This window comes from Escherichia sp. R1 (assembly GCF_003000935.1).
GTDB lineage: Bacteria > Pseudomonadota > Gammaproteobacteria > Enterobacterales > Enterobacteriaceae > Escherichia > Escherichia coli.
This window is the reverse complement of record NZ_PSRU01000010.1, coordinates 121,351-148,182: the sequence shown is the minus strand read 5'-3', so window position 1 is coordinate 148,182 and position 26,832 is coordinate 121,351. Positions and strand designations below refer to the sequence as shown.

Sequence of the window (26,832 nt, the reverse complement as noted above, 5' to 3'; positions counted from 1 at the left end):
AGGCCTACAAAATGAACAGTCCCGTAGGCCGGATAAGGCGTTCACGCCGCATCCGGCAACAAGCGATGCGCACTGCGACTGCTATCTACCCCAGTGGTTTCGCCAGCACCGAACTATCCGCCGCTTGCTGGCGCTTATAGCGACCATACAGCAGCAACGACGACATCGCAGCAAACGAAAGCAGGGCGGCGGGCAGCGCCACGTAATTATATGCCAGCCCCAGCGTCAGCATCATACCACCGCAATATGCGCCGACGGCGCTACCGAGGTTAAACGCTATTTGCCCACCTGCGGCACCTAATAACTCTCCGCCTTTGGCATTTTGCAGTAATAATATTTGTAGAGGTGCTGATAGGGCAAATAATCCCGCGCAACAAATAAAAGCAAAAATAAGCGACGTTGTTTTCATACCGCCGAAGAAAAAGAGCATCAGCAGTGCCAGTACAATGATAAAGTCAGTCACTGCTGCAATGCGCAGTGGTGAATAACGTCCTGAAATCCTGCCACTTAGCATATTCCCCAGCACCATCCCTAGCCCAACTAACATCATAATAAAGGTCATCGCCGTTTCCGAAAAACCGGAAATAAACATCATGTATGGCTTTACGTAGCTGAACCAGGCAAACACACCTGCGTTGCCAAACATCGTAGCGGCGAAAATTAACCACGGGGCAGGGCTGCGTAAAAAGTGAAATTGTTCGCGTAGTTTTCCTTTCGCCTCGTCGCGAATATCCGGCACCCAAAAATAGACCGATGCCATCACCGCAATATTAAAAACAGCGATCAACAAAAAGGTGTAGCGCCAGCTAAATTCCTGACTTAAATACGTTCCCAGTGGAATGCCCAGCAAATTGGCGACTGTCATCCCGGAAACCATCCCCGCCACGGCGGCGGTGACTTTTCCGGGTTTGATAATTTTTGATAACACGATCGCTCCGACGCCAAAAAATGCGCCATGCGGAAAGCCGGATACCAGCCGACCAATGGCGAGCATCAGGTAAGACGAAGAGAGCGTGAACATGGCGTTGCCAATGACGCACAACGCCACCAGAAACAATAAGATATGTTTGAGTGAGTAGCGACTGGAAAAAAGCGCGATGATTGGCGCACCGACCACCACCCCCAGCGCATAATACGAGATCATATGCCCGGCGGCAGGAATCGAAATTCCTACGTTATGCGCCAGCTCCGTGAGCACGCCCATAATGCCAAATTCGGCCATCCCCAAACCAAACGTGCCCAGAGCCAAAGATAAAATAACTTTTTTCATACCACCATCACAACCACCAGAACGGCTACCAATCACCGTAGCCAATAAAGTGATAGCTTGCAGGATAACGACCAGCGAGGCCAAGAGATAATTCGCCCCTCTGTATTCATTATCCTGCTGAATAGTTATTTCACTGCAAACGCACTTTCCAGTTTGCTGTAGCCCAGTCCATTGATCTTCTTCACTTTGATCTGCACCGGAATACGCTCTTTCATCGCTTCAACGTGGCTAATCACACCGATGGTTTTGCCACTGGCATTCAGGGCATCCAGCGCATCAAGGGCGGTATCCAGCGTTTCGCTATCCAGCGTGCCAAAACCTTCATCAAGGAACAGCGAGTCAATACGCGTTTTATGGCTGACCAGATCCGAAAGCGCCAGCGCCAGCGCCAGACTGACGAGGAAACTTTCGCCGCCGGAAAGGGTACGGGTATCGCGTACCGCATCTGCCTGCCAGGTATCAACAACCTCGACTTCCAGCGCCTCGCTGGCTTTGCGCTGTAACAGATAGCGCCCGTGCAGCCGGGTAAGTTGCTGATTAGCGAGATGGACTAAATTATCCAGCGTCAGCCCCTGGGCAAACTTGCGGAATTTATCGCCCTCTTTGGAACCTATTAGCGAATTCAGATATCCCCAGTCCTCAACCTGCTGCGTCATTTGAGCAATTTGCTGCATTAAGGTTTGTTGTTGCTGACGGTTGTCTGCATCCTGCTTCAGCTGCTGGCGAATCTCGCCCTGACTGGTGGTATTTTCACGCAACTTTTGCTGAGTTTGCGCTAACTCTTGCTGAATCTGCTCCACCGTCACACTGAGATCCAGGCCGTCAGGTCGGTGTTGCTGATGCAGTGCCAGCGCTTCTGCTGTCTGAGTGACCAGCGTTTGCGCCTGACGGCGCTGGTTTTCCAGATTCTGCTTGAGCTGTTCCAGTTGCGTTAGTGTTTGTTCATCCATTAGCGCCGCAAGGAACGCCTGTTGATCGTCAAAGACACTGGCCTGTAGCGCGGTGTCAAACTGCGCCTGGGCTTTTTGCAGACTTTGCGCCGCCAGAACATCCTGTTGCTGTAAGGTCTGCTGCTGGCTGTGTAATGCGAGACATTGTTCATGAACCTGCCGCCAGTTTTCCAGCGCCACAGTTTCTTCGCTGTGCGGGAGTTCATCACTTTGCGGCAACGTTTCCAGAATCGGCGTCAGCTGCTGCATACGGTTTTGCAGCGCGGTTAATTCGTTCTGGCGTTGCTGCCAGCTCTGCGCTTCTTGCTGACGCGTCGCCAACCAGCTCTCTTCTTCATCTTCCTGTGGCAATGTCAGTGCATAACTCGCCAATGCCGTTAAGAGTTGCTGCTGGCGTTGTTCAATTTGCTGTTGATACTGGATAATTTGCTGGTTATGCGCGGCAATCTGCCCTTGTAATTCATGCCGTTGGCTGAGTAACCGCAGCTGGCGTTCGTGCTCATCTTGTGCATCTAGCCACGGTTGAATATCGTCCTGTGGCTGCAGGGTGATATTGAGGCTGGCCGTGACGGCTTGCCATTGTTGAGTAAGTGCTTGCTCATCTTGTCGGAGGCTTTGCGCTTCGTTTTCATCGCGCTGAAGCTGCTTCGTTAATGCATCCAGTTGCCCACGTAGCGCCGCACCTTCTTCGCCGAGCTTTTTCACTTCTTTTTCCAGCGTTAATAGCCGGGCCTGATTAACGCCCGGTTCCAGCGCCTGATACGCCTCGACCGCCGGGTGGCTGCTGGAACCACAAAGTGGACAAGGCTGACCCGCCTGTAACTGTGCGCGCTGGGCTTCCAGCGTTTTAATGCGCGCTTCCTGCTCGCAAATGGTTTTCACATCGGCAAGTTGTTGCGTTTTTTCTTTATAACGATGGCGCATTTCGTTAAGTGCGGCATTACGTTGCGTCTGTTCCAGAGTGACATTCTGGATAGCGACCTGTAACTGCGCCAGACGTTTTTGTTGGGGAACAATCTGCCCATGCAGTGCGACCAGGCGCTGACGCAGTGGGCGTTGCTCAGCATGTTGCGCCAGGGCGCTAGCAACTTCATCGGCGGTTAACGTCAACGTGATCGCCGCAAGCGCATTAAGTTTTTGCTCAGCATGAGTTAACTGTTGCTGCCATTGCCGCAGATGCTCGCGATCGCTGGTTTGTTGGGAGAACTGTGCACGCCAACCCGCCAGTTCGTTGTTCCACTGACGGAAGCGGTCGTGTTCCTGTAACCAGGCATTCAGGCTTTGTTGCTGCTGCTGTAATTCTGCTGACTGCTTCTCCGCGTGGTGGCGAATGCTCGCACGAAGCGCCATTGTGCTCTGTAAGCGAGTATTTACTTCTTCAATCTGCTGGCGAGTATGCGCCAGCGCCGTGCTGTGTTCTGCGATGCGTTCCCAGTGCGGACGAAGATTTCGTGCCGGTTGTGCCAGACTGAGCGCCGCCAGTTGAGGTTGCGCTTTTTCTTCTTCGGCTAATGCCTGTTGCAAGGCCTGTTGACGGCGGCTGGCTTCTTGCTGCAATTCGTCCAGACGCGTTAACCAGTTTAGCGATTGTTGTTCTTGCTGCTGCGCGGTAATTAACTGTTTTTCTTCGTCAGTAAGTACCTGCAAACTCGCTGTCAGCGATTGCACTTGTTCCGGCGTGAGCAACGCGACGCCGCTGGCCTGCGCTTGCAGCTTCTCCAGCTCTGTGCGGGCCGATTTGTGCTGCTCAAAAACCATCGCCGAGATTTGCCCGTAGATTTCAGTGCCGGTTAACTCCTCGAGCAATTCTGCGCGTTCTTTGGGTTTGGCATTCAGGAAGGCAGCAAATTGCCCCTGCGAAAGCAGCATCGAACGGGTGAAGCGCCCGTAATCCAGTCCGGTTAACGTCGCCGTCAGTTCCAGCTTATCTTTCACTTTGTCGGCGAGAATTTTGCCGTCTGCACAGCGCGCCAGCTCTACGCGTGGCACCTGCAAATTACCGTCCGGCTGGTTACGCGCCCGATTCTGGCTCCAGAACGCGCGATACGCTTCACCTTTGACTTCAAACTCCACTTCCGCCAGACATTCGGCGGTATCGCGGGTCATGAGATCATTTTGCGATTGTGAAACGTTAGAGAGGCGCGGGGTTTCGTGATACAGCGCCAGACAAATGGCGTCCAGCAGGGTGGTTTTCCCCGCACCGGTTGGGCCGGTAATAGCAAACAGCCCGTTGCTGGCGAACGGCTCGCGGGTGAAATCAATCTTCCATTCGCCTTTTAATGAGTTCAGGTTTTTCAGGCGCAGGCTGAGAATTTTCATGCTTCGTGTTCTCCGGCGAGGCTATGCAACGTCGTGGCGAAAAGATGCTGCAGACGTTGCTGCTGTGATTCATCCAGTTCTTCCAGTGCCAGACGGCGATTGAACACCTCTTCGACGCTGAGTTCGCTGAGGGTTTCACGCTGTTGGCTGGCTAACACACGCTCGCGCTGTTCACGACTCCGGCGTACCAGCAATACTTCGACAGGCAATGATTCGGTTAATGCCTGGATTTTGCGCTGAATATCATGCAGATACTCATCAGTAGTGATTTCGATATCCAGCCAGACAGGCGGCTCCTGTGATACATCGCGCCACTGTTCCAGCTGTGCGGTAATCGACGCCAGATCGCCTTTCAGCACCGCCATGGGTTGCGTTACCGGTACGTTCAGGTTTTCCACGCTCTCTAATTTGCCGTTTGAAAATGTCACCAGATGGACATATTTACTCTTACCGCATTCATCAAAACTCAGTGGTATGGGGGAACCGCAATAGCGAACATGTTCCATGCCGCCAATAATCTGCGCGCGGTGAATATGCCCGAGCGCGATGTAGTCGGCTGGTGGAAAGTTTTGTGCCGGAAACGCGTCCAGCGTGCCAATATAAATGTCACGCACGGCGTCACTTTTACTGGCACCCACGGTCGTTAAATGTCCAGTGGTGATGATGGGCAGAGGCTGATCGCCGCGCAGTTTGCAGGCATCGGCATAATGTTGTTGATAATAATCAGTAATAGCCGCCAGCAAATGCTGCTGTTTTTCAATACCGTTAAGCCCCGCCTGGCTGGTAATAATGTCACGCGGGCGTAAAAAAGGTATGGGACACAGCACTGCGCCTGGCGTCCCGTCGCGACGGGGCAATATTTGCGGCGCATGTCCGGCGCTGGCGACCACGGTAGTATTGAGGAACGCCATGATATCGCGCGATTCATTCAGCGTGGCGACCGAGTCATGGTTTCCTGCCAGTACCACCAGATGACAGCCAGTTTGCTGTAAATTGACAACAAAACGGTTGTATAACGTGCGGGCGTAACTGGGCGGCGAGCCGGTATCGAAAACATCACCGGCAACAATAATCGCATCCACCTGATGGGCTTGTGCTGTCTCCAGCAGCCAGTCAAGAAAAGCCTGATGTTCAGCTTCGCGGCTTTTACTGTAGAAGTTCTGGCCGAGATGCCAGTCTGAGGTGTGAAGGATGCGCATAACGGTTCCCTGGCGAAAAAGCATGGGCGCGATTATACCCAAACAGATGTGCCATTTGCTTTTTTCTGTGCCACGGAAATCAATAACCTGAAAGGATGTGCGACGAGCTTTTCATAAATCTGTCATAAATCTGACGCATAATGACGTCGCATTAATGATCGCAACCTATTTATTACAACAGGGCAAATCATGGCGAGACGTATTCTGGTCGTAGAAGATGAAGCTCCAATTCGCGAAATGGTCTGCTTCGTGCTCGAACAAAATGGCTTTCAGCCGGTCGAAGCGGAAGATTATGACAGTGCTGTGAATCAACTGAATGAACCCTGGCCGGATTTAATTCTCCTCGACTGGATGTTACCTGGCGGCTCCGGTATCCAGTTCATCAAACACCTCAAGCGCGAGTCGATGACCCGGGATATTCCAGTGGTGATGTTGACCGCCAGAGGGGAAGAAGAAGATCGCGTGCGCGGCCTTGAAACCGGTGCGGATGACTATATCACCAAGCCGTTTTCTCCGAAGGAGCTGGTGGCGCGAATCAAAGCGGTAATGCGCCGTATTTCGCCAATGGCGGTGGAAGAGGTGATCGAGATGCAGGGGCTAAGTCTGGACCCGACATCTCACCGGGTGATGGCGGGCGAAGAACCGCTGGAGATGGGGCCGACAGAATTTAAACTGCTGCACTTTTTTATGACGCATCCTGAGCGCGTGTACAGCCGCGAGCAGCTGTTAAACCACGTCTGGGGAACCAACGTGTATGTGGAAGATCGTACGGTCGATGTCCACATTCGTCGCCTGCGTAAAGCACTGGAGCCCGGCGGGCATGACCGCATGGTGCAGACCGTGCGCGGTACAGGGTATCGTTTTTCAACCCGCTTTTAAGGCCTTGCTCATCGGACGTAGAGCAGGGCTTATGATTTCTTAACTGGAGTATCTTACGTGCTGGAACGGCTGTCGTGGAAAAGGCTGGTGCTGGAGCTGCTACTTTGCTGCCTCCCGGCTTTCATCCTGGGTGCATTTTTTGGTTACCTGCCCTGGTTTTTGCTGGCATCGGTAACAGGACTGCTTATCTGGCATTTCTGGAATTTATTGCGCCTTTCATGGTGGCTGTGGGTGGATCGTAGTATGACCCCGCCACCGGGGCGTGGTAGCTGGGAACCGCTACTATACGGCTTACACCAGATGCAGCTGCGAAATAAAAAACGCCGCCGTGAACTGGGCAATCTGATTAAACGCTTTCGTAGCGGCGCGGAGTCGCTGCCCGACGCGGTGGTGCTGACCACGGAAGAGGGCGGTATTTTCTGGTGCAACGGTCTGGCGCAACAGATTCTTGGCTTGCGCTGGCCGGAAGATAACGGGCAGAACATCCTTAACTTGCTGCGTTACCCGGAGTTTACGCAATATCTGAAAACGCGTGATTTCTCTCGCCCGCTCAATCTGGTGCTCAACACCGGGCGGCATCTGGAGATTCGCGTCATGCCTTATACCCACAAACAGTTGCTGATGGTGGCGCGAGATGTCACGCAAATGCATCAACTGGAAGGGGCGCGGCGTAACTTTTTTGCCAATGTGAGCCATGAGTTACGTACGCCATTGACCGTGTTACAGGGTTACCTGGAGATGATGGATGAGCAACCGCTGGAAGGCGCGGTACGTGAAAAAGCGTTGCACACCATGCGCGAGCAGACCCAGCGGATGGAAGGGTTGGTGAAGCAATTGCTGACGCTGTCGAAAATAGAAGCCGCACCGACGCATTTGCTCAATGAAAAGGTTGATGTGCCGATGATGCTGCGCGTCGTTGAGCGCGAGGCTCAGACTCTGAGTCAGAAAAAACAGACATTTACCTTTGAGATAGATAACGGCCTTAAGGTGTCAGGCAACGAAGATCAGCTACGCAGTGCGATTTCGAACCTGGTCTATAACGCCGTGAATCATACGCCGGAAGGCACGCATATCACCGTACGCTGGCAGCGAGTGCCGCACGGTGCCGAATTTAGTGTTGAAGATAACGGACCGGGCATTGCACCGGAGCATATTCCGCGCCTGACCGAGCGTTTTTATCGCGTTGATAAAGCGCGTTCCCGGCAAACCGGTGGTAGCGGATTAGGGTTAGCGATCGTGAAACATGCGGTGAATCATCACGAAAGTCGCCTGAATATTGAGAGTACAGTAGGAAAAGGTACACGTTTCAGTTTTGTTATCCCGGAACGTTTAATTGCCAAAAACAGCGATTAATTCGCCTTTGTCATCTTTTATTGCCATAAGCCAGCCGATGCTGGCTTATTTTCTTTGCAGTCGAAATACGGGCGTTAGATTTTACAATGGTTGGTGATTTTTTGTTCGCATGATTAGCCATGTCTTTTTCATTGAAATAGTGTTTTATACTGGTTGGTGATTTCTTATCGCTATATACCTCTGGTTTTTAGATCCCTTCTTGCTTTAAAACGTTATAAGCGTTTAAATTGCGCTTCAGGTGCTGTCATACTGACTGCATTTACGCGGTAAATCGAAAAACTATTCTTCGCCGCGCCTGGTTGGGAGTATTTCCCGCTAAAATTGTTTAAATATACCGCTGTATCATCCCCAGGGATTGGCACAAAAATTTAACGTTACAACACCACATCCACAGGCAGTATGATTTATGACCCATCAATTAAGATCGCGCGATATCATCGCTCTGGGCTTTATGACATTTGCGTTGTTCGTCGGCGCAGGTAACATTATTTTCCCTCCAATGGTCGGCTTGCAGGCAGGCGAACACGTCTGGACTGCGGCATTCGGCTTCCTCATTACTGCCGTTGGCCTACCGGTATTAACGGTAGTGGCACTGGCAAAAGTTGGCGGCGGTGTTGACAGTCTCAGCACGCCAATTGGTAAAGTCGCTGGCGTACTGCTGGCAACAGTTTGTTACCTGGCGGTGGGGCCGCTTTTCGCTACGCCGCGTACAGCTACCGTTTCTTTTGAAGTGGGCATTGCGCCGCTGACGGGTGATTCCGCGCTGCCGCTGTTTATTTACAGCCTGGTCTATTTCGCTATCGTTATTCTGGTTTCGCTCTATCCGGGCAAGCTGCTGGATACCGTGGGCAACTTCCTTGCGCCGCTGAAAATTATCGCGCTGGTCATCCTGTCTGTTGCCGCAATTATCTGGCCGGCGGGTTCTATCAGCACGGCGACTGAGGCTTATCAAAACGCTGCGTTTTCTAACGGCTTCGTCAACGGCTATCTGACCATGGATACGCTGGGCGCAATGGTGTTTGGTATCGTTATTGTTAACGCGGCGCGTTCTCGTGGCGTTACCGAAGCGCGTCTGCTGACCCGTTATACCGTCTGGGCTGGCCTGATGGCGGGTGTTGGTCTGACTCTGCTGTACCTGGCGCTGTTCCGTCTGGGTTCAGACAGCGCGTCGCTGGTCGATCAGTCTGCAAACGGTGCGGCGATCCTGCATGCTTACGTTCAGCATACCTTTGGCGGCGGCGGTAGCTTCCTGCTGGCGGCGTTAATCTTCATCGCCTGCCTGGTCACGGCGGTTGGCCTGACCTGTGCTTGTGCAGAATTCTTCGCCCAGTACGTACCGCTCTCTTATCGTACGCTGGTGTTTATCCTCGGCGGCTTCTCGATGGTGGTGTCTAACCTCGGCTTGAGCCAGCTGATTCAGATCTCTGTACCGGTGCTGACCGCCATTTATCCGCCGTGTATCGCACTGGTTGTATTAAGTTTTACACGCTCATGGTGGCATAATTCGTCCCGCGTGATTGCTCCGCCGATGTTTATCAGCCTGCTTTTTGGTATTCTCGACGGGATCAAAACATCTGCATTCAGCGATATCTTACCGTCCTGGGCGCAGCGTTTACCGCTGGCCGAACAAGGTCTGGCGTGGTTAATGCCAACAGTGGTGATGGTGGTTCTGGCCATTATCTGGGATCGTGCGGCAGGTCGTCAGGTGACCTCCAGCGCTCACTAAATCACTGAACATTTGTTTTAACCACGGGGCTGCGATGCCCCGTGGTTTTTTATTGTGTTGATGGGTTAGGAATTGATGGAAAGTAAGAACAAGCTAAAGCGTGGGCTAAGTACCCGACACATACGCTTTATGGCACTGGGTTCAGCAATTGGCACCGGGCTGTTTTACGGTTCGGCAGATGCCATCAAAATGGCCGGTCCAAGCGTGTTGTTGGCCTATATTATCGGTGGTATCGCGGCGTATATCATTATGCGTGCGCTGGGGGAAATGTCGGTACATAACCCGGCAGCCAGCTCTTTCTCGCGTTATGCGCAGGAAAACCTCGGCCCGCTGGCAGGTTACATTACCGGCTGGACCTACTGCTTTGAAATCCTTATTGTCGCCATCGCCGATGTGACCGCTTTTGGTATCTATATGGGTGTCTGGTTCCCGACGGTGCCGCACTGGATTTGGGTACTGAGTGTGGTGCTGATCATTTGCGCCGTAAACCTGATGAGCGTGAAGGTATTCGGTGAGCTGGAGTTCTGGTTCTCGTTCTTTAAAGTCGCCACTATCATCATCATGATTGTCGCCGGTTTCGGCATCATCATCTGGGGGATTGGCAACGGCGGGCAACCGACCGGTATTCATAACCTGTGGAGCAACGGCGGCTTCTTCAGTAACGGCTGGCTTGGTATGGTGATGTCGTTGCAAATGGTGATGTTTGCTTACGGTGGGATCGAAATTATCGGGATTACCGCCGGTGAAGCGAAAGATCCTGAGAAATCGATTCCGCGTGCGATTAACTCCGTGCCGATGCGTATTCTGGTGTTCTACGTCGGTACGCTGTTCGTCATTATGTCTATCTACCCGTGGAATCAGGTTGGCACTGCCGGTAGCCCGTTTGTGCTGACGTTCCAGCATATGGGCATTACCTTTGCCGCCAGCATTCTTAACTTTGTTGTGCTGACCGCTTCGCTGTCGGCAATTAACAGTGACGTATTTGGTGTAGGCCGTATGCTCCACGGTATGGCAGAGCAGGGCAGCGCGCCAAAAATTTTCAGCAAAACCTCGCGTCGCGGTATTCCGTGGGTTACGGTGCTGGTGATGACTACCGCGCTGCTGTTTGCGGTGTATCTGAACTACATCATGCCGGAAAACGTCTTCCTGGTGATCGCTTCGCTGGCAACCTTCGCCACGGTGTGGGTGTGGATTATGATCCTGCTGTCGCAAATCGCCTTCCGTCGCCGTTTACCGCCAGAAGAAGTTAAGGCGCTGAAATTTAAAGTACCGGGTGGGGTAGCAACCACCATCGGCGGTTTGATTTTTCTGCTCTTTATTATCGGGTTGATTGGTTATCACCCGGATACGCGTATCTCGCTGTATGTCGGTTTCGCGTGGATTGTTGTGCTGTTGATTGGCTGGATGTTTAAGCGCCGCCACGATCGTCAGCTGGCTGAAAACCAGTAATCCTTGCGTTCTGTAAGCCGGTTCAGGAGGAAATCCTGATCCGGCTATTCCGAAAGTTATCCGCCCCCGTCCTCCTCCCCCAAATATCCTTCAGATGATGAGTGATCCTGCATTAGGCTATGGCAAGGTGATCAGATTTTCATCACAGGGGAATTATGATGTTAAATGCATGGCATCTGCCGGTGCCCCCATTTGTTAAACAAAGCAAAGATCAACTGCTCATTACACTGTGGCTGACGGGCGAAGACCCACCGCAGCGCATTATGCTGCGTACAGAACACGATAACGAAGAAATGTCAGTACCGATGCATAAGCAGCGCAGTCAGCCGCAGCCTGTCGTCACCGCATGGCGGGCGGCGATCGAGCTCTCCTGCGGACAACCTCGGCGGCGTTATAGTTTCAAATTGCTGTGGCACGATCGCCAGCGTTGGTTTACACCGCAAGGCTTCAGCCGAATGCCGCCAGCACGACTGGAGCAGTTTGCCATTGATGTACCGGATATCGGCCCACAATGGGCTGCGGATCAGATTTTTTATCAGATCTTCCCTGATCGTTTCGCCCGTAATCTTCCTCGTGAAGCTGAACAGGAGCATGTCTATTACCATCACGCAGCCGGACAAGAGATCATATTGCGTGACTGGGATGAACCGGTCACGGCGCAGGCTGGCGGATCAACGTTCTATGGCGGCGATCTGGACGGGATAAGTGAAAAACTGCCGTATCTGAAAAAACTTGGCGTGACGGCGCTGTATCTCAATCCGGTGTTTAAAGCTCCCAGCGTGCATAAATACGATACCGAGGATTATCGCCATGTCGATCCGCAGTTTGGCGGTGATGGGGCGTTGCTGCGTTTGCGACACAATACGCAGCAGCTGGGAATGCGACTGGTGCTGGACGGCGTGTTTAACCACAGTGGCGATTCCCATGCCTGGTTTGACAGGCACAATCGTGGCACGGGGGGAGCTTGTCACAACCCCGAATCACCCTGGCGTGACTGGTACTCGTTTAGTGATGATGGCACGGCGCTCGACTGGCTGGGCTATGCCAGCTTGCCGAAGCTGGATTATCAGTCGGAAAGTCTGGTGAATGAAATTTATCGCGGGGAAGACAGTATTGTCCGCCACTGGCTGAAAGCGCCGTGGAATATGGATGGCTGGCGGCTGGATGTGGTGCATATGCTGGGGGAAGCGGGTGGGGTGCGCAATAATTTGCAGCACGTTGCCGGGATCACCGAAGCGGCGAAAGAAACCCAGCCGGATGCGTATATTGTCGGCGAACATTTTGGCGATGCACGGCAATGGTTACAGGCCGATGTGGAAGATGCCGCCATGAACTATCGCGGCTTCACATTCCCGTTGTGGGGATTTCTTGCCAACACCGATATCTCTTACGATCCGCAGCAAATTGACGCCCAAACCTGTATGGCCTGGATGGATAATTACCGCGCAGGGCTTTCTCATCAACAACAATTACGTATGTTTAATCAGCTCGACAGCCACGATACTGCGCGATTTAAAACGCTGCTCGGTCGGGATGTTGCGCGCCTGCCCCTGGCGGTGGTCTGGCTGTTCACCTGGCCTGGTGTACCGTGCATTTATTACGGTGATGAAGTGGGACTGGATGGCAAAAACGATCCGTTTTGCCGTAAGCCGTTCCCCTGGCAGGTGGAAAAGCAGGATTCGGCGTTATTCGCGCTGTACCAGCGAATGATTGCGCTGCGTAAGAAAAGTCAGGCGTTGCGTCGTGGCGGCTGTCAGGTGCTGTATGCGGAAGATAACGTGGTGGTATTTGTCCGCGTGCTGAATCAGCAGCGTGTACTGGTGGCAATCAACCGTGGCGAAGCCTGTGAAGTGGTGCTACCCGCGTCGCCGTTGCTTAATGTCGCGCAATGGCAACGCAAAGAAGGTCACGGGCAACTGACGGACGGGATTCTGGCTTTGCCTGCCATTTCGGCTACGGTGTGGATGAATTAACGTCTTATAACGCCTTGCGTGACGCCTGCTCCATCATCCGCGGATAAAACTGCCAGAAGCGGGTTTCGAGAGCATCGTAATGGGCGTCTAAATCGTACCAGGAGTCACGCAGGGCATCCAGACGTGGGCGACGGCTTGCCATGCCGTTTAACACGCTCTGGATGAAATCCATATCGCGATAGCGCACCAACCACCGCTCTGACCATAAGTAGTTGTTCAGATTGATAAAGCGTGGCGGTGAGTCTGGAAGAATAGTCATCACTTGCTCCCGGGCATAACAGGTAAATTCCTGTAGCGGAAAATCGGGCGACAGCTGCGACCAGTGGCGGGACAGAAAGTGATCCCACATCACATCCAGCGTAATAGGCGCGACACGGCGCGTTTCATTACGAAACCACTCCCGCGCTTCGCGGACTTCTGGCAGATTGTCGGTTAATACGTCGATTCGCCGATGCATATGAATGCCAGCCACGACGTCGGGCGGAAAACTTTCTTCAGGATTTCCGCGTACGAAATCAGCCAGTAAATTGCCGGAAAGCGAGCTTTCCGCGAGATGGGCTAAATGCAGGTGAGCTAAAAAATTCATCGATTATATTCTATCCAAAGGGGGGTAAAGGTTGCAGGGAGAGCGCCCCGGCACTAGACTACCCGCCTCTTATTTTAGTCTGAGTCAGTGTCATGCGCGTTACCGATTTCTCTTTTGAATTGCCCGAATCCCTGATTGCCCACTATCCCATGCCTGAACGCAGTAGCTGTCGTTTACTGTCGCTGGACGGGCCGACGGGCGCGCTGACGCACGGTACTTTCACCGATTTACTCGATAAGCTCAACCCCGGCGATCTTCTGGTTTTTAATAATACCCGCGTGATCCCGGCGCGTCTGTTTGGGCGTAAAGCCAGCGGCGGCAAGATTGAAGTGCTGGTTGAGCGGATGCTCGACGACAAACGCATTCTTGCGCATATTCGCGCCTCGAAAGCGCCAAAACCTGGCGCAGAACTGCTGCTGGGCGATGACGAAAGTATTAACGCAACAATGACCGCGCGCCACGGCGCACTGTTTGAAGTCGAATTTAATGATCAACGTTCGGTGCTGGATATTCTCAACAGCATCGGCCATATGCCGCTGCCGCCGTACATCGACCGTCCGGACGAAGATGCAGACCGCGAACTTTATCAAACGGTTTATAGCGAAAAACCCGGCGCGGTAGCAGCACCGACCGCCGGACTGCACTTTGACGAACCTTTGCTGGAAAAATTACGCGCCAAAGGCGTGGAGATGGCGTTTGTGACGTTGCACGTTGGTGCGGGCACCTTCCAGCCGGTGCGCGTCGACACCATTGAAGATCACATCATGCACTCGGAATACGCTGAAGTGCCGCAGGATGTGGTAGACGCGGTACTGGCGGCGAAAGCGCGCGGTAACCGGGTGATTGCGGTTGGTACCACCTCAGTACGTTCGCTGGAAAGTGCGGCTCAGGCAGCGAAAAACGATCTCATTGAACCGTTCTTTGACGATACCCAAATCTTTATCTATCCGGGCTTCCAGTACAAAGTGGTCGATGCGCTGGTGACGAACTTCCACCTTCCGGAATCGACGCTGATTATGCTGGTTTCGGCATTTGCTGGTTATCAACACACCATGAATGCCTATAAAGCGGCGGTAGAAGAGAAATATCGCTTTTTTAGTTACGGTGATGCGATGTTTATCACGTACAATCCGCAGGCAATTAATGAGCGCGTTGGGGAGTAATTCCGCGGCGCTGGTTTAAACGTTGGACTGTTTTTCTGACGTAGTGGAGAAAAAATGAAATTTGAACTGGACACCACCGACGGTCGCGCACGCCGTGGCCGCCTGGTCTTTGATCGTGGCGTAGTGGAAACGCCTTGTTTTATGCCTGTTGGCACTTACGGCACCGTAAAAGGGATGACGCCGGAAGAAGTTGAAGCCACTGGCGCGCAAATTATCCTCGGCAACACCTTCCACCTGTGGCTGCGCCCGGGCCAGGAAATCATGAAACTGCACGGCGATCTGCACGATTTTATGCAGTGGAAAGGACCAATCCTTACCGACTCCGGCGGCTTCCAGGTCTTCAGCCTTGGTGATATTCGTAAAATCACCGAACAGGGCGTTCACTTCCGCAACCCGATCAACGGCGACCCGATTTTCCTCGACCCGGAAAAGTCGATGGAGATTCAGTACGATCTTGGTTCGGATATCGTCATGATCTTTGATGAGTGTACGCCGTATCCTGCTGACTGGGATTACGCAAAACGCTCCATGGAGATGTCTCTGCGTTGGGCGAAGCGTAGCCGTGAGCGTTTTGACAGTCTCGGAAACAAAAATGCGCTGTTTGGTATCATTCAGGGCAGTGTTTACGAAGATTTACGTGATATTTCTGTTAAAGGTCTGGTAGATATCGGTTTTGATGGCTACGCTGTCGGCGGTCTGGCTGTGGGTGAGCCGAAAGCAGATATGCACCGCATTCTGGAGCATGTATGCCCGCAAATTCCGGCAGACAAACCGCGTTACCTGATGGGCGTTGGTAAACCAGAAGACCTGGTTGAGGGCGTACGTCGCGGTATCGATATGTTTGACTGCGTAATGCCAACCCGCAACGCCCGAAATGGTCATTTGTTCGTGACCGATGGCGTGGTGAAAATCCGCAATGCGAAGTATAAGAGCGATACTGGCCCACTCGATCCTGAGTGTGATTGCTACACCTGTCGCAATTATTCACGCGCTTACTTGCATCATCTCGACCGTTGCAACGAAATATTAGGCGCGCGACTCAACACCATTCATAACCTTCGTTACTACCAGCGTTTGATGGCGGGTTTACGCAAGGCTATTGAAGAGGGTAAATTAGAGAGCTTCGTAACTGATTTTTACCAGCGTCAGGGGCGAGAAGTACCACCTTTGAACGTTGATTAATATTAATAATGAGGGAAATTTAATGAGCTTTTTTATTTCTGATGCGGTAGCGGCAACGGGGGCACCGGCGCAAGGTAGCCCGATGTCTTTGATTTTGATGCTGGTGGTATTCGGTCTGATTTTCTATTTCATGATCCTGCGTCCACAGCAGAAGCGCACCAAAGAACACAAAAAGCTGATGGACTCCATCGCTAAAGGTGATGAAGTGCTGACGAACGGTGGCCTGGTCGGTCGCGTAACCAAAGTAGCGGAAAACGGCTACATTGCTATCGCACTGAATGACACCACTGAAGTAGTTATTAAACGTGACTTCGTAGCTGCCGTTCTGCCGAAAGGCACCATGAAGGCGCTGTAATTAAAATTTTTCCCTAAGGGAATTGCCGTGTTAAACCGTTATCCTTTGTGGAAGTACGTCATGCTGATCGTGGTGATTGTCATCGGTCTGCTGTATGCGCTTCCCAACCTGTTTGGTGAGGATCCGGCTGTTCAGATCACTGGTGCGCGCGGAGTCGCCGCCAGTGAGCAAACGCTGATCCAGGTCCAGAAAACGTTACAAGAAGAAAAAATAACTGCTAAGTCTGTGGCACTGGAAGAGGGCGCTATTCTTGCGCGCTTCGACTCCACTGACACCCAGCTGCGCGCTCGTGAAGCATTAATGGGCGTTATGGGTGACAAATACGTCGTGGCGCTTAACCTTGCCCCGGCAACGCCGCGCTGGCTGGCAGCTATTCATGCTGAGCCGATGAAGCTCGGCCTTGACCTGCGTGGCGGCGTTCACTTCCTGATGGAAGTGGATATGGACACCGCGCTTGGCAAACTCCAGGAACAAAATATCGATAGCCTGCGCAGCGACCTGCGTGAAAAGGGCATCCCGTATACCACCGTTCGTAAAGAAAACAACTACGGCCTGAGCATCACTTTCCGCGATGCTAAAGCTCGTGATGAAGCCATTGCGTATCTGAGCAAGCGCCATCCGGACCTGGTGATTAGCAGCCAGGGCAGCAACCAGCTGCGTGCGGTAATGAGCGATGCTCGTCTGAGTGAAGCGCGTGAATATGCGGTGCAGCAGAACATCAATATCCTGCGTAACCGTGTAAACCAACTTGGCGTGGCGGAGCCGGTGGTTCAGCGTCAGGGTGCTGACCGTATCGTTGTTGAACTGCCAGGTATTCAGGACACTGCGCGTGCGAAAGAGATTCTGGGTGCGACGGCAACGCTGGAATTCCGTCTGGTAAACACCAACGTTGATCAGGCCGCTGCGGCATCCGGTCGCGTACCGGGCGACTCTGAAGTGAAACAGACCCGCGAAGGTCAGCCGGTTGTGCTGTACAAACGCGTAATTCTGACCGGTGACCATATCACCGACTCCACTTCCAGCCAGGACGAATACAACCAGCCGCAGGTTAACATCTCGCTCGATAGCGCGGGTGGTAACATCATGTCTAACTTCACCAAGGACAACATCGGCAAACCGATGGCAACCCTGTTTGTGGAGTACAAAGACAGCGGTAAGAAAGATGCAAACGGTCGTGCGGTTCTGGTGAAACAGGAAGAGGTGATTAATATCGCCAACATCCAGTCTCGTCTGGGTAACAGCTTCCGTATTACTGGCATCAATAACCCAAGCGAAGCGCGTCAGCTTTCACTGCTGCTGCGTGCCGGTGCGTTGATCGCGCCGATTCAGATTGTTGAAGAACGTACCATTGGCCCAACCCTGGGTATGCAGAACATTGAGCAGGGGCTGGAGGCTTGCCTTGCCGGTCTGCTGGTTTCTATTCTGTTCATGATCATCTTCTATAAGAAGTTTGGTCTGATTGCGACCAGTGCTCTGATTGCCAACTTGATCTTGATTGTCGGTATTATGTCGCTGTTGCCAGGCGCAACGCTGAGTATGCCAGGTATCGCGGGTATCGTCTTAACCCTTGCGGTAGCGGTCGATGCGAACGTACTGATCAACGAACGTATTAAAGAAGAGTTGAGCAACGGACGTACTGTTCAACAGGCAATTGATGAAGGTTATCGTGGCGCATTCAGTTCCATCTTCGATGCGAACATCACCACGCTGATTAAAGTCATCATCCTGTATGCAGTGGGTACCGGGGCAATTAAAGGGTTCGCGATTACTACCGGTATCGGTGTGGCGACGTCGATGTTTACCGCGATTGTCGGTACGCGTGCCATCGTAAACCTGCTATATGGCGGCAAGCGCGTCAAGAAGCTGTCAATCTGAGGAGTGCGATGTGGCACAGGAATATACTGTTGAACAACTAAACCACGGCCGTAAAGTCTATGACTTTATGCGCTGGGACTACTGGGCTTTCGGCATCTCTGGTCTGCTGTTAATCGCCGCTATCGTTATTATGGGCGTGCGCGGCTTTAACTGGGGGCTGGATTTTACCGGTGGTACGGTTATTGAAATTACGCTCGAAAAACCGGCTGAAATTGACGTAATGCGTGATGCATTGCAAAAAGCCGGTTTTGAAGAGCCGATGCTGCAAAACTTTGGTAGCAGCCACGACATCATGGTCCGTATGCCGCCTGCTGAAGGCGAAACCGGCGGTCAGGTGTTGGGCAGCCAGGTTCTGAAGGTGATTAACGAATCCACCAATCAGAATGCGGCAGTGAAGCGTATTGAGTTCGTCGGTCCGAGCGTGGGGGCAGACCTTGCGCAAACCGGTGCGATGGCGTTGATGGCGGCGCTGCTGTCTATCCTCGTGTACGTAGGTTTCCGCTTTGAGTGGCGACTGGCGGCAGGGGTTGTTATTGCGCTGGCGCACGACGTTATCATTACGCTGGGTATTTTGTCGTTATTCCATATCGAGATTGACCTGACCATTGTGGCATCGTTGATGTCGGTTATCGGTTACTCGCTTAACGACAGTATCGTGGTATCGGACCGTATTCGTGAAAACTTCCGCAAGATCCGTCGCGGTACGCCTTACGAAATCTTTAACGTGTCCTTGACCCAGACGCTGCACCGTACCTTGATCACATCCGGTACTACCTTGATGGTTATCCTGATGCTGTACCTCTTCGGTGGTCCGGTACTGGAAGGCTTCTCGCTGACCATGCTTATCGGTGTTTCCATCGGTACTGCATCTTCCATCTATGTGGCATCTGCGCTGGCTCTGAAACTGGGTATGAAGCGCGAACACATGTTGCAGCAGAAAGTGGAAAAAGAAGGGGCGGATCAGCCGTCAATTCTGCCTTAATCAAGTTTCAGCTGATGTTGAAAATCCCGGTCAGAAGATCGGGATTTTTTTTGATGTAAGGTGATTGCGAAAATCCCCGCATCTTGGGAAACTGCGCGTAACCCTACATTTCATCCAGGTAACTTTTTCATGGCTATCATCCCAAAAAACTATGCGCGGTTAGAAAGCGGCTATCGCGAAAAAGCATTAAAAATCTATCCGTGGGTCTGCGGTCGCTGTTCCCGCGAGTTTGTTTATTCCAACCTGCGTGAACTTACCGTTCACCACATTGATCACGACCATACTAATAACCCGGAAGATGGCAGTAACTGGGAATTACTTTGTCTCTATTGCCACGATCATGAGCATTCGAAATACACCGAAGCGGATCAGTATGGTACGACCGTTATCGCAGGGGAAGATGCGCAGAAAGATGTCGGTGAAGCGAAGTACAACCCATTCGCTGATTTGAAAGCGATGATGAACAAGAAGAAGTGATAAAAAATGCCGGATATGAAATCCGGCATTCTCACAATTAGAAGTTGTAACCTACTACCAGATAACCACCCCAGCCGGTAGAGCGAACGTTGAAGTTGCCGTTGCCGAAGTTCAGTTCTGCATCGTCATTCCACTGACCACCGTTATGCCAGTAACGGGCAACGACAGAGTAGTGCCAGTGATCGTAATTCAGCGCCAGAATATGGCTGGACGCAATAGAGTTATTGGTACGTGTTTTAATACCGTTGTTCGCATAACCGCTGTCATCGCCCAAGTCGGAACCCCAGTCGAAGTTGGTGAAGCCGATGTAGCTCAGCTGGCCGCCCCACAGATCGGTAATCGGCACAAAGTACTTCACTTTGAAACGGTAACCGTCCCACTCGTTTTCGTTCGCTGCGCCGTAGTTCTGCCACTGGTATTTCGCATAGACGTTCATGGACAGGCTCATCGGCAGACCAGTATCGATGTCGGTACCCAGACCCATGTACCAGGTGCTCTGGCGGCCATCTTTATTACGACCCATGTCGTAAATGTAGTTGTTCGCGAAGTACCACTCTTTGAACGGACCAAAGCTAAGGTCAGTATTGGTCAGCTTGTCGATGGAGAAACGCGGTTCGATTTCCATAAACAGCGGAGAACCGTGGTTCCAGATACCTTTTGCATCGGAGTTACCGCCGAAGAATACCGGCGCATCCGCATAACCATAGAAGTCGAACCAGTCTTTTTTAGCGAATGCTTCGTACTCAAGGTAGGTATCGTTGCGGAGCTGCGGTCCGAAACGGGTGTGATAGCTTCCGACAACGTTAACGCTCTGGTGCCACCAGTCGGAAAGATACTGCGGTTTGTCGTTTTCAGCTGCGTTGACAGTAAAAGACGAAGAGAGCGCCAGTACCGCACCGGCTGCCAGTAATGTTTTTTTCATATGTATGCCACTGTTTGAAAATCCCTTGCGGGAGTGAAAAAGGCGCAAATTGCGTTTCTAAATATTTCGTATACAGAGGAGCCTATTATAAAAATCATTGCTCACAAAAATATGTTTCGTTTCACAGTTCTATCATTTACGTAATCGATTGCGTTCACGTTTACACACATTCGGGCGGGGATTGTACTGACTTTCACCCTTGTTGCAAACTTTTACTATCAATCCAGGTGATGTAAGCGGAGTAACAAAATGACGGAAAAAGATGTTGCGGGACGCACAATATCGCCCCGCAATACGTTTACTGCATAACAGGTTGAATGTCGTGGATACGTACAAAGCCTAACTGATCCACAGACATACCCTTTAACTGTAACGGAATATCAACATCGCTGGGGGCGAGGACGCTGGCAGGTGCGTTAATCAATTGATTCTGCACATTGATTTCCTGAAAGTTGTCTATTGTTCCCTGAATTTGCCCATATTCAACGGTTCCGCTGAATGCGGGTAAAGGGTCATTGGATTCGCCCTGAATACGTAGCGTCAGGGTAGTGCCATCTGTGTCAGGCGTAATATTCACCAGCGACATACGTAAAGTACCGATCTGGCTTTCCAGTCTTGCTGGTGTTTTTGCTCCAGGCAGAAGGTAAACCCCACTGCTGGATTTTGCATTCAGCTTGTTTTGCTGAGTGATTTTGACCGTTTCTTTATTGAGCTGCGTCATCTCCTGGTTCAGCGTGCTGACGCTGTGTTTTATCTGTCGCACTTCACTTTGCTGCACACAGGCGCTAAGGCTGAACAGGCTTCCCAGCAGGAGCAGTCGAAAAACGTTAGTATTCATAGGTCGTCCCTTTCTCGTCGCAATTAGCCTAATGGTAGAGGGTAAAAGCAGTGAAAGCATCGATCCTTTATCTCAAAAGCGTTGCGCCTTTGTTGTATCGTCAGTTCAGGGTAAAATAGATTTCTGTTAACCACCTGGTCAGGACGCCGTATGCATTGCCCATTCTGTTTCGCCGTGGACACTAAGGTAATTGACTCTCGTCTCGTGGGCGAGGGTTCATCCGTACGCCGCCGTCGGCAGTGTCTGGTGTGTAATGAACGTTTCACCACCTTTGAAGTGGCGGAGCTGGTTATGCCGCGTGTTGTAAAAAGCAACGACGTGCGTGAACCGTTTAATGAAGAGAAATTACGTAGCGGAATGCTGCGGGCGCTGGAAAAACGTCCAGTGAGTTCCGATGACGTCGAAATGGCAATCAATCATATAAAATCGCAGCTGCGCGCCACCGGTGAGCGCGAAGTGCCGAGCAAGATGATTGGCAATCTGGTGATGGAGCAATTGAAAAAGCTCGATAAAGTCGCCTATATCCGTTTTGCCTCTGTCTACCGCAGTTTCGAAGATATCAAAGAATTTGGCGAAGAGATCGCGCGCCTGGAGGACTAAGCCGTGCAGGACGAGTATTACATGGCGCGGGCGCTAAAGCTGGCGCAACGAGGACGTTTTACCACGCATCCCAACCCGAATGTCGGGTGCGTCATTGTCAAAGATGGCGAAATTGTCGGTGAAGGTTACCATCAACGAGCGGGTGAACCGCATGCCGAGGTGCACGCGTTGCGCATGGCCGGCGAAAAAGCCAAAGGCGCAACGGCGTATGTCACACTCGAACCCTGTAGCCATCATGGTCGTACGCCACCGTGTTGTGATGCATTAATTGCTGCGGGCGTGGCGCGCGTGGTTGCTGCAATGCAAGACCCCAATCCGCAGGTCGCTGGACGTGGACTTTACCGTCTGCAACAGGCTGGCATTGACGTCAGCCACGGGCTGATGATGAGTGAAGCTGAGCAATTGAATAAAGGCTTTCTCAAACGGATGCGCACCGGCTTTCCTTATATTCAGTTAAAACTTGGCGCATCGCTTGATGGTCGCACGGCGATGGCGAGTGGCGAAAGCCAGTGGATCACTTCGCCTCAGGCGCGACGCGACGTACAACGACTGCGCGCGCAAAGTCATGCCATTTTAACCAGCAGCGCCACGGTGCTGGCGGATGATCCAGCCTTAACAGTGCGTTGGTCTGAACTGGATGAACAAACTCAGGGGCTCTACCCGCAACAAAATCTCCGCCAGCCGGTACGTATTGTGATTGATAGCCAAAATCGCGTGACGCCGGAACATCGCATTGTGCAGCAGCCCGGCGAAACCTGGTTCGCGCGTACGCAGGAAGATTCTCGTGAGTGGCCGGAAACGGTGCGTACCTTGCTGATTCCAGAGCATAAAGGTCACCTGGATCTGGTTGTACTAATGATGCAACTGGGTAAACAGCAGATTAACAGCATCTGGGTGGAAGCGGGGCCAACGCTCGCTGGCGCATTGCTACAGGCGGGTTTAGTCGATGAGCTGATTGTCTATATCGCACCTAAACTATTAGGCAACGACGCCCGTGGATTATGCACGCTGCCAGGGCTTGAGAAATTAGCCGACGCTCCCCAATTTAAATTCAAAGAGATACGTCATGTAGGCCCGGATGTTTGCCTGCATTTAGTGGGTGCATGATCTCCCGGCTCGAAAGGGAAGCAGCGCACGAAATATTATGCTAAAATCCGCCCCCCTGCGGGGCCATACTCGAACCCGAAGGAAGAAAATGAACATTATTGAAGCTAACGTTGCTACCCCGGACGCTCGCGTCGCCATCACCATCGCGCGTTTCAACAACTTTATCAATGACAGCCTGCTGGAAGGTGCAATTGACGCACTGAAACGTATCGGTCAGGTAAAAGATGAAAACATTACCGTTGTTTGGGTGCCAGGTGCCTATGAGCTGCCGCTGGCGGCGGGTGCACTGGCTAAAACCGGTAAATACGACGCGGTGATTGCGCTGGGTACGGTTATTCGTGGTGGCACTGCCCACTTTGAATATGTCGCTGGTGGTGCAAGCAACGGCCTGGCGCATGTTGCCCAGGACAGCGAAATTCCGGTTGCTTTTGGTGTTCTGACCACTGAAAGCATTGAACAAGCGATCGAACGTGCTGGCACCAAAGCTGGCAACAAAGGTGCAGAAGCTGCACTGACCGCGCTTGAAATGATTAATGTATTGAAAGCCATCAAGGCCTGAAATTAGTAAGGGGAAATCCGTGAAACCTGCTGCTCGTCGCCGCGCTCGTGAGTGTGCCGTCCAGGCGCTCTACTCCTGGCAGTTGTCCCAGAACGACATCGCTGATGTTGAATACCAGTTCCTGGCTGAACAGGATGTAAAAGACGTTGACGTCCTGTACTTCCGTGAGCTGCTGGCCGGGGTGGCGACTAACACCGCATACCTCGACGGACTGATGAAGCCGTACCTGTCCCGTCTGCTGGAAGAACTGGGCCAGGTAGAAAAAGCAGTACTGCGCATTGCGCTGTACGAGCTGTCTAAACGTAGCGATGTGCCATACAAAGTGGCCATTAACGAAGCGATCGAACTGGCGAAATCTTTCGGCGCAGAAGACAGCCATAAGTTCGTCAACGGCGTACTCGATAAAGCAGCACCTGTGATTCGCCCTAACAAAAAGTAATATCCAGGCCGGTAGATTCACGGAAGACCGTTCCATGATCGCCGGCCTTTTCTTTTTTATCTGCTGAGGCGTAACGTATGGCATGTGGCGAGTTCTCCCTGATTGCCCGTTATTTTGACCGTGTAAGAAGTTCTCGTCTTGATGTCGAACTGGGCATCGGCGACGATTGCGCTCTTCTCAATATCCCCGAGAAACAGACCCTGGCGATCAGCACTGATACGCTGGTGGCGGGCAACCACTTCCTCCCTGATATCGATCCTGCTGATCTGGCTTATAAAGCACTGGCGGTGAACCTAAGCGATCTGGCAGCGATGGGGGCCGATCCGGCCTGGCTGACGTTGGCATTAACCTTACCGGACGTAGACGAAGCGTGGCTTGAGTCCTTCAGCAACAGCTTGTTTGATCTTCTCAATTATTACGATATGCAACTCATTGGCGGCGATACCACGCGTGGGCCATTATCAATGACGTTGGGTATCCACGGCTTTGTTCCGATGGGACGAGCCTTAACGCGCTCTGGGGCGAAACCGGGTGACTGGATCTATGTGACCGGTACACCGGGCGATAGCGCTGCCGGGCTGGCGATTTTGCAAAACCGTTTGCAGGTTGCCGATGCTAAAGATGCGGACTACTTGATCAAACGTCATCTCCGTCCGTCGCCGCGTATTTTACAGGGGCAGGCACTGCGCGATCTGGCAAATTCAGCTATCGATCTCTCTGACGGTCTGATTTCCGATCTCGGGCATATCGTGAAAGCCAGCGACTGCGGCGCACGTATTGACCTGGCATTGCTGCCGTTTTCTGATGCGCTTTCTCGCCATGTTGAACCGGAACAGGCGCTGCGCTGGGCGCTCTCTGGCGGTGAAGATTACGAGTTGTGTTTCACGGTGCCGGAACTGAACCGTGGCGCGCTGGATGTGGCTCTCGGACACCTGGGTGTACCGTTTACCTGTATCGGGCAAATGACCGCCGATATCGAAGGGCTTTGTTTTATTCGTGACGGCGAACCTGTCACGTTAGACTGGAAAGGATATGACCATTTTGCCACGCCATAAAGATGTCGCGAAAAGTCGCCTGAAAATGAGTAATCCGTGGCATCTGCTTGCTGTCGGATTCGGAAGTGGATTAAGCCCGATCGTTCCTGGCACGATGGGGTCGCTGGCGGCGATTCCCTTCTGGTATCTGATGACTTTTTTGCCCTGGCAGCTCTATTCGCTGGTGGTAATGCTGGGGATCTGTATCGGCGTCTATCTTTGTCATCAAACGGCGAAAGACATGGGCGTGCACGATCATGGCAGCATTGTCTGGGACGAATTTATCGGTATGTGGATCACGCTCATGGCGCTGCCGACCAATGACTGGCAGTGGGTCGCAGCCGGGTTTGTGATTTTCCGTATCCTCGATATGTGGAAACCGTGGCCGATCCGCTGGTTTGACCGCAATGTACATGGCGGCATGGGAATCATGATAGATGATATTGTCGCCGGGGTGATCTCCGCTGGCATCCTGTATTTTATCGGTCATCACTGGCCACTGGGTATTCTGTCGTAGTTGTGCACCGATGCCTGATGTGACGCTTGTCACGTCTCATCAGGCCTGGACTCTTATTTAAATCCTACGACAGGATGCGGTTTATACGGCGTTTCCAGTTCGGCAATCTGTTCTGGCTTCAAAGTGATATCCACCGCGTTTAGCAGTTCATCAAGCTGTTCCTCCCGAGAAGTTCCGATAATCGGTGCGGCAATGCCCGGTTTACTCAATAACCAGGCCAGCGCAACTTGTGCTCGTGTTGCACCGAGTTCTTCACTGACGCCCGTTAACCGCTCTGCGATCTGCGCGTCATTTTCATCGCTTTCTTTATAGAGATTTTTCCCCACCTCATCAGACACCAGTCGTGCGGTAGTTTCTCCCCACGGACGCGTCAGACGGCCCCGCGCCAGCGGGCTCCATGGAATCACCGCCACGCCCTCCTGATAACACAGTGGCAGCATCTCGCGCTCTTCTTCTCGATAAATCAGATTGTAGTGATCCTGCATACTGACAAACTGCGCCCAGCCGTGCTGTTTTTGTAGTTCCAGTGCTTGAGCAAACTGCGAAGCGTGCATGGATGACGCGCCGATATAACGCGCTTTCCCGGCTTTTACCACGTCGTTCAGGGCTTCCAGCGTCTCTTCGATCGGCGTGTTGTAATCCCAGCGATGAATTTGCAGGATATCGACATAATCCATGCCGAGACGGAGCAGGCTGTCGTCGATAGAGCGCAAAATTTGTGCACGGGATAATCCTTCCGGTAAATCACCAACGCGATGGAACACTTTGGTCGCAACGACCACGTCTTCACGACGGGCGAAATCCCGCAGTGCGCGACCGACGATCTCTTCGCTGCTGCCATCGGAATAGCTATTGGCGGTGTCAAAGAAATTTATGCCGCCTTCCAGCGCACGTTTAATGATGGGACGGCTGCTCTCTTCCGGCAGTGTCCATGCGTGATTACCGCGATCTGGCTCGCCAAAGGTCATACAGCCGAGGCAAAGTCGGGAAACACGAAGGTCGGTTTTTCCTAAGGGGTTGTATTGCATGCTGCCACTCCTGCCATGAATAATTTCTTAAGCATAGCAGGAGTAGAGTA

24 protein-coding genes are annotated in these 26,832 nt (G+C 52.3%); 17 read left to right on the top strand and 7 right to left on the bottom strand.

Annotated features, from left to right (window positions below; translation table 11 throughout):
* Positions 1 to 85: 85 nt before the first annotated feature.
* From araJ to sbcD, 3 genes are all read right to left on the bottom strand, one after another.
* Positions 86 to 1,270 (bottom strand): MFS transporter AraJ, encoded by a 1,185-nt coding sequence (gene araJ / locus C4F37_RS14100; protein WP_001331503.1) that lies wholly within the window; start codon positions 1,268 to 1,270, stop codon positions 86 to 88.
* Positions 1,271 to 1,395: 125 nt separating this feature from the next.
* The gene (gene sbcC, locus C4F37_RS14095; RefSeq protein ID WP_001538373.1) at positions 1,396 to 4,539 is read right to left on the bottom strand and encodes an exonuclease subunit SbcC; all 3,144 of its coding nucleotides are present in this window, start codon (positions 4,537 to 4,539) and stop codon (positions 1,396 to 1,398) included.
* Positions 4,536 to 5,738 carry an exonuclease subunit SbcD gene (sbcD, locus tag C4F37_RS14090; protein ID WP_001221287.1) on the bottom strand — a complete coding sequence of 401 codons (1,203 nt, stop codon included), beginning with the start codon at positions 5,736 to 5,738 and terminating at the stop codon, positions 4,536 to 4,538. Before sbcD ends, sbcC begins: the two co-directional genes overlap by 4 nt.
* Positions 5,739 to 5,927: 189 nt before the next feature.
* Between sbcD and phoB the strand changes: the two genes are divergently transcribed.
* The 5 genes from phoB (at position 5,928) to malZ (ending at position 13,118) form a co-directional block, all read left to right on the top strand.
* Positions 5,928 to 6,617: a phosphate response regulator transcription factor PhoB gene (gene phoB / locus C4F37_RS14085; RefSeq protein WP_000113933.1), complete on the top strand. Its 690-nt coding sequence runs from the start codon at positions 5,928 to 5,930 to the stop codon at positions 6,615 to 6,617.
* Positions 6,618 to 6,674: 57 nt separating this feature from the next.
* Complete coding sequence (gene phoR / locus C4F37_RS14080) at positions 6,675 to 7,970, top strand: phosphate regulon sensor histidine kinase PhoR (protein ID WP_000893603.1); 1,296 nt, start codon at positions 6,675 to 6,677, stop codon at positions 7,968 to 7,970.
* Positions 7,971 to 8,376: 406 nt separating this feature from the next.
* Positions 8,377 to 9,696 carry a branched-chain amino acid transporter carrier protein BrnQ gene (gene brnQ / locus C4F37_RS14075; RefSeq protein WP_001538374.1) on the top strand — a complete coding sequence of 440 codons (1,320 nt, stop codon included), beginning with the start codon at positions 8,377 to 8,379 and terminating at the stop codon, positions 9,694 to 9,696.
* A gap of 75 nt (positions 9,697 to 9,771) precedes the next feature.
* On the top strand, positions 9,772 to 11,145 hold the full coding sequence (proY, locus tag C4F37_RS14070; protein ID WP_001295329.1) for a proline-specific permease ProY: 1,374 nt from the start codon (positions 9,772 to 9,774) through the stop codon (positions 11,143 to 11,145).
* Positions 11,146 to 11,300: 155 nt separating this feature from the next.
* Positions 11,301 to 13,118, top strand: a complete 1,818-nt coding sequence (gene malZ, locus C4F37_RS14065; RefSeq protein ID WP_001538375.1) for a maltodextrin glucosidase — start codon at positions 11,301 to 11,303, stop codon at positions 13,116 to 13,118.
* A 4-nt stretch (positions 13,119 to 13,122) separates the two neighbouring features.
* Here the strand turns inward: malZ and acpH are convergent, their stop codons facing one another.
* The gene (gene acpH / locus C4F37_RS14060; protein WP_001009872.1) at positions 13,123 to 13,704 is read right to left on the bottom strand and encodes an ACP phosphodiesterase; all 582 of its coding nucleotides are present in this window, start codon (positions 13,702 to 13,704) and stop codon (positions 13,123 to 13,125) included.
* A 92-nt stretch (positions 13,705 to 13,796) separates the two neighbouring features.
* Between acpH and queA the strand changes: the two genes are divergently transcribed.
* The 6 genes from queA (at position 13,797) to yajD (ending at position 19,738) form a co-directional block, all read left to right on the top strand.
* Positions 13,797 to 14,867 (top strand): tRNA preQ1(34) S-adenosylmethionine ribosyltransferase-isomerase QueA, encoded by a 1,071-nt coding sequence (gene queA / locus C4F37_RS14055; RefSeq protein WP_001266506.1) that lies wholly within the window; start codon positions 13,797 to 13,799, stop codon positions 14,865 to 14,867.
* Between the two features lie 54 nt (positions 14,868 to 14,921).
* The gene (gene tgt / locus C4F37_RS14050) at positions 14,922 to 16,049 is read left to right on the top strand and encodes a tRNA guanosine(34) transglycosylase Tgt (protein ID WP_000667319.1); all 1,128 of its coding nucleotides are present in this window, start codon (positions 14,922 to 14,924) and stop codon (positions 16,047 to 16,049) included.
* Positions 16,050 to 16,071: 22 nt separating this feature from the next.
* Positions 16,072 to 16,404, top strand: a complete 333-nt coding sequence (gene yajC / locus C4F37_RS14045) for a preprotein translocase subunit YajC (RefSeq protein ID WP_000007629.1) — start codon at positions 16,072 to 16,074, stop codon at positions 16,402 to 16,404.
* Positions 16,405 to 16,431: 27 nt separating this feature from the next.
* Positions 16,432 to 18,279: a protein translocase subunit SecD gene (gene secD, locus C4F37_RS14040; protein WP_000934823.1), complete on the top strand. Its 1,848-nt coding sequence runs from the start codon at positions 16,432 to 16,434 to the stop codon at positions 18,277 to 18,279.
* Between the two features lie 10 nt (positions 18,280 to 18,289).
* Complete coding sequence (gene secF / locus C4F37_RS14035) at positions 18,290 to 19,261, top strand: protein translocase subunit SecF (protein WP_000046637.1); 972 nt, start codon at positions 18,290 to 18,292, stop codon at positions 19,259 to 19,261.
* 129 nt (positions 19,262 to 19,390) lie between these two features.
* Entirely contained in the window at positions 19,391 to 19,738 is a 348-nt protein-coding gene (gene yajD, locus C4F37_RS14030; protein ID WP_000974813.1) for an HNH nuclease YajD, read from the top strand.
* 37 nt (positions 19,739 to 19,775) lie between these two features.
* Here the strand turns inward: yajD and tsx are convergent, their stop codons facing one another.
* Together tsx and C4F37_RS14020 are read right to left on the bottom strand one after the other, a co-directional pair.
* On the bottom strand, positions 19,776 to 20,660 hold the full coding sequence (gene tsx, locus C4F37_RS14025; RefSeq protein ID WP_001295827.1) for a nucleoside-specific channel-forming protein Tsx: 885 nt from the start codon (positions 20,658 to 20,660) through the stop codon (positions 19,776 to 19,778).
* Between the two features lie 298 nt (positions 20,661 to 20,958).
* The gene (locus tag C4F37_RS14020; protein ID WP_001538377.1) at positions 20,959 to 21,498 is read right to left on the bottom strand and encodes a DUF3251 domain-containing protein; all 540 of its coding nucleotides are present in this window, start codon (positions 21,496 to 21,498) and stop codon (positions 20,959 to 20,961) included.
* 150 nt (positions 21,499 to 21,648) lie between these two features.
* Between C4F37_RS14020 and nrdR the strand changes: the two genes are divergently transcribed.
* The 6 genes from nrdR to pgpA all read left to right on the top strand — a co-directional run bounded on the left by nrdR (position 21,649) and on the right by pgpA (position 25,754).
* Positions 21,649 to 22,098, top strand: a complete 450-nt coding sequence (nrdR, locus tag C4F37_RS14015) for a transcriptional regulator NrdR (protein WP_000543535.1) — start codon at positions 21,649 to 21,651, stop codon at positions 22,096 to 22,098.
* Between the two features lie 3 nt (positions 22,099 to 22,101).
* Positions 22,102 to 23,205, top strand: a complete 1,104-nt coding sequence (ribD, locus tag C4F37_RS14010) for a bifunctional diaminohydroxyphosphoribosylaminopyrimidine deaminase/5-amino-6-(5-phosphoribosylamino)uracil reductase RibD (RefSeq protein WP_001150440.1) — start codon at positions 22,102 to 22,104, stop codon at positions 23,203 to 23,205.
* Positions 23,206 to 23,293: 88 nt separating this feature from the next.
* Positions 23,294 to 23,764 carry a 6,7-dimethyl-8-ribityllumazine synthase gene (gene ribH / locus C4F37_RS14005; protein WP_001021161.1) on the top strand — a complete coding sequence of 157 codons (471 nt, stop codon included), beginning with the start codon at positions 23,294 to 23,296 and terminating at the stop codon, positions 23,762 to 23,764.
* A gap of 19 nt (positions 23,765 to 23,783) precedes the next feature.
* Positions 23,784 to 24,203: a transcription antitermination factor NusB gene (gene nusB / locus C4F37_RS14000; RefSeq protein ID WP_000801125.1), complete on the top strand. Its 420-nt coding sequence runs from the start codon at positions 23,784 to 23,786 to the stop codon at positions 24,201 to 24,203.
* 77 nt (positions 24,204 to 24,280) lie between these two features.
* The gene (gene thiL / locus C4F37_RS13995; protein WP_000752121.1) at positions 24,281 to 25,258 is read left to right on the top strand and encodes a thiamine-phosphate kinase; all 978 of its coding nucleotides are present in this window, start codon (positions 24,281 to 24,283) and stop codon (positions 25,256 to 25,258) included.
* The gene (gene pgpA, locus C4F37_RS13990) at positions 25,236 to 25,754 is read left to right on the top strand and encodes a phosphatidylglycerophosphatase A (protein WP_000154044.1); all 519 of its coding nucleotides are present in this window, start codon (positions 25,236 to 25,238) and stop codon (positions 25,752 to 25,754) included. The genes thiL and pgpA overlap by 23 nt, the downstream gene beginning before the upstream one ends.
* A 53-nt stretch (positions 25,755 to 25,807) precedes the next feature.
* Here pgpA and yajO read toward each other — a convergent pair whose 3' ends face one another.
* Positions 25,808 to 26,782 (bottom strand): 1-deoxyxylulose-5-phosphate synthase YajO, encoded by a 975-nt coding sequence (gene yajO / locus C4F37_RS13985; protein WP_001356966.1) that lies wholly within the window; start codon positions 26,780 to 26,782, stop codon positions 25,808 to 25,810.
* Positions 26,783 to 26,832: the final 50 nt, after the last annotated feature.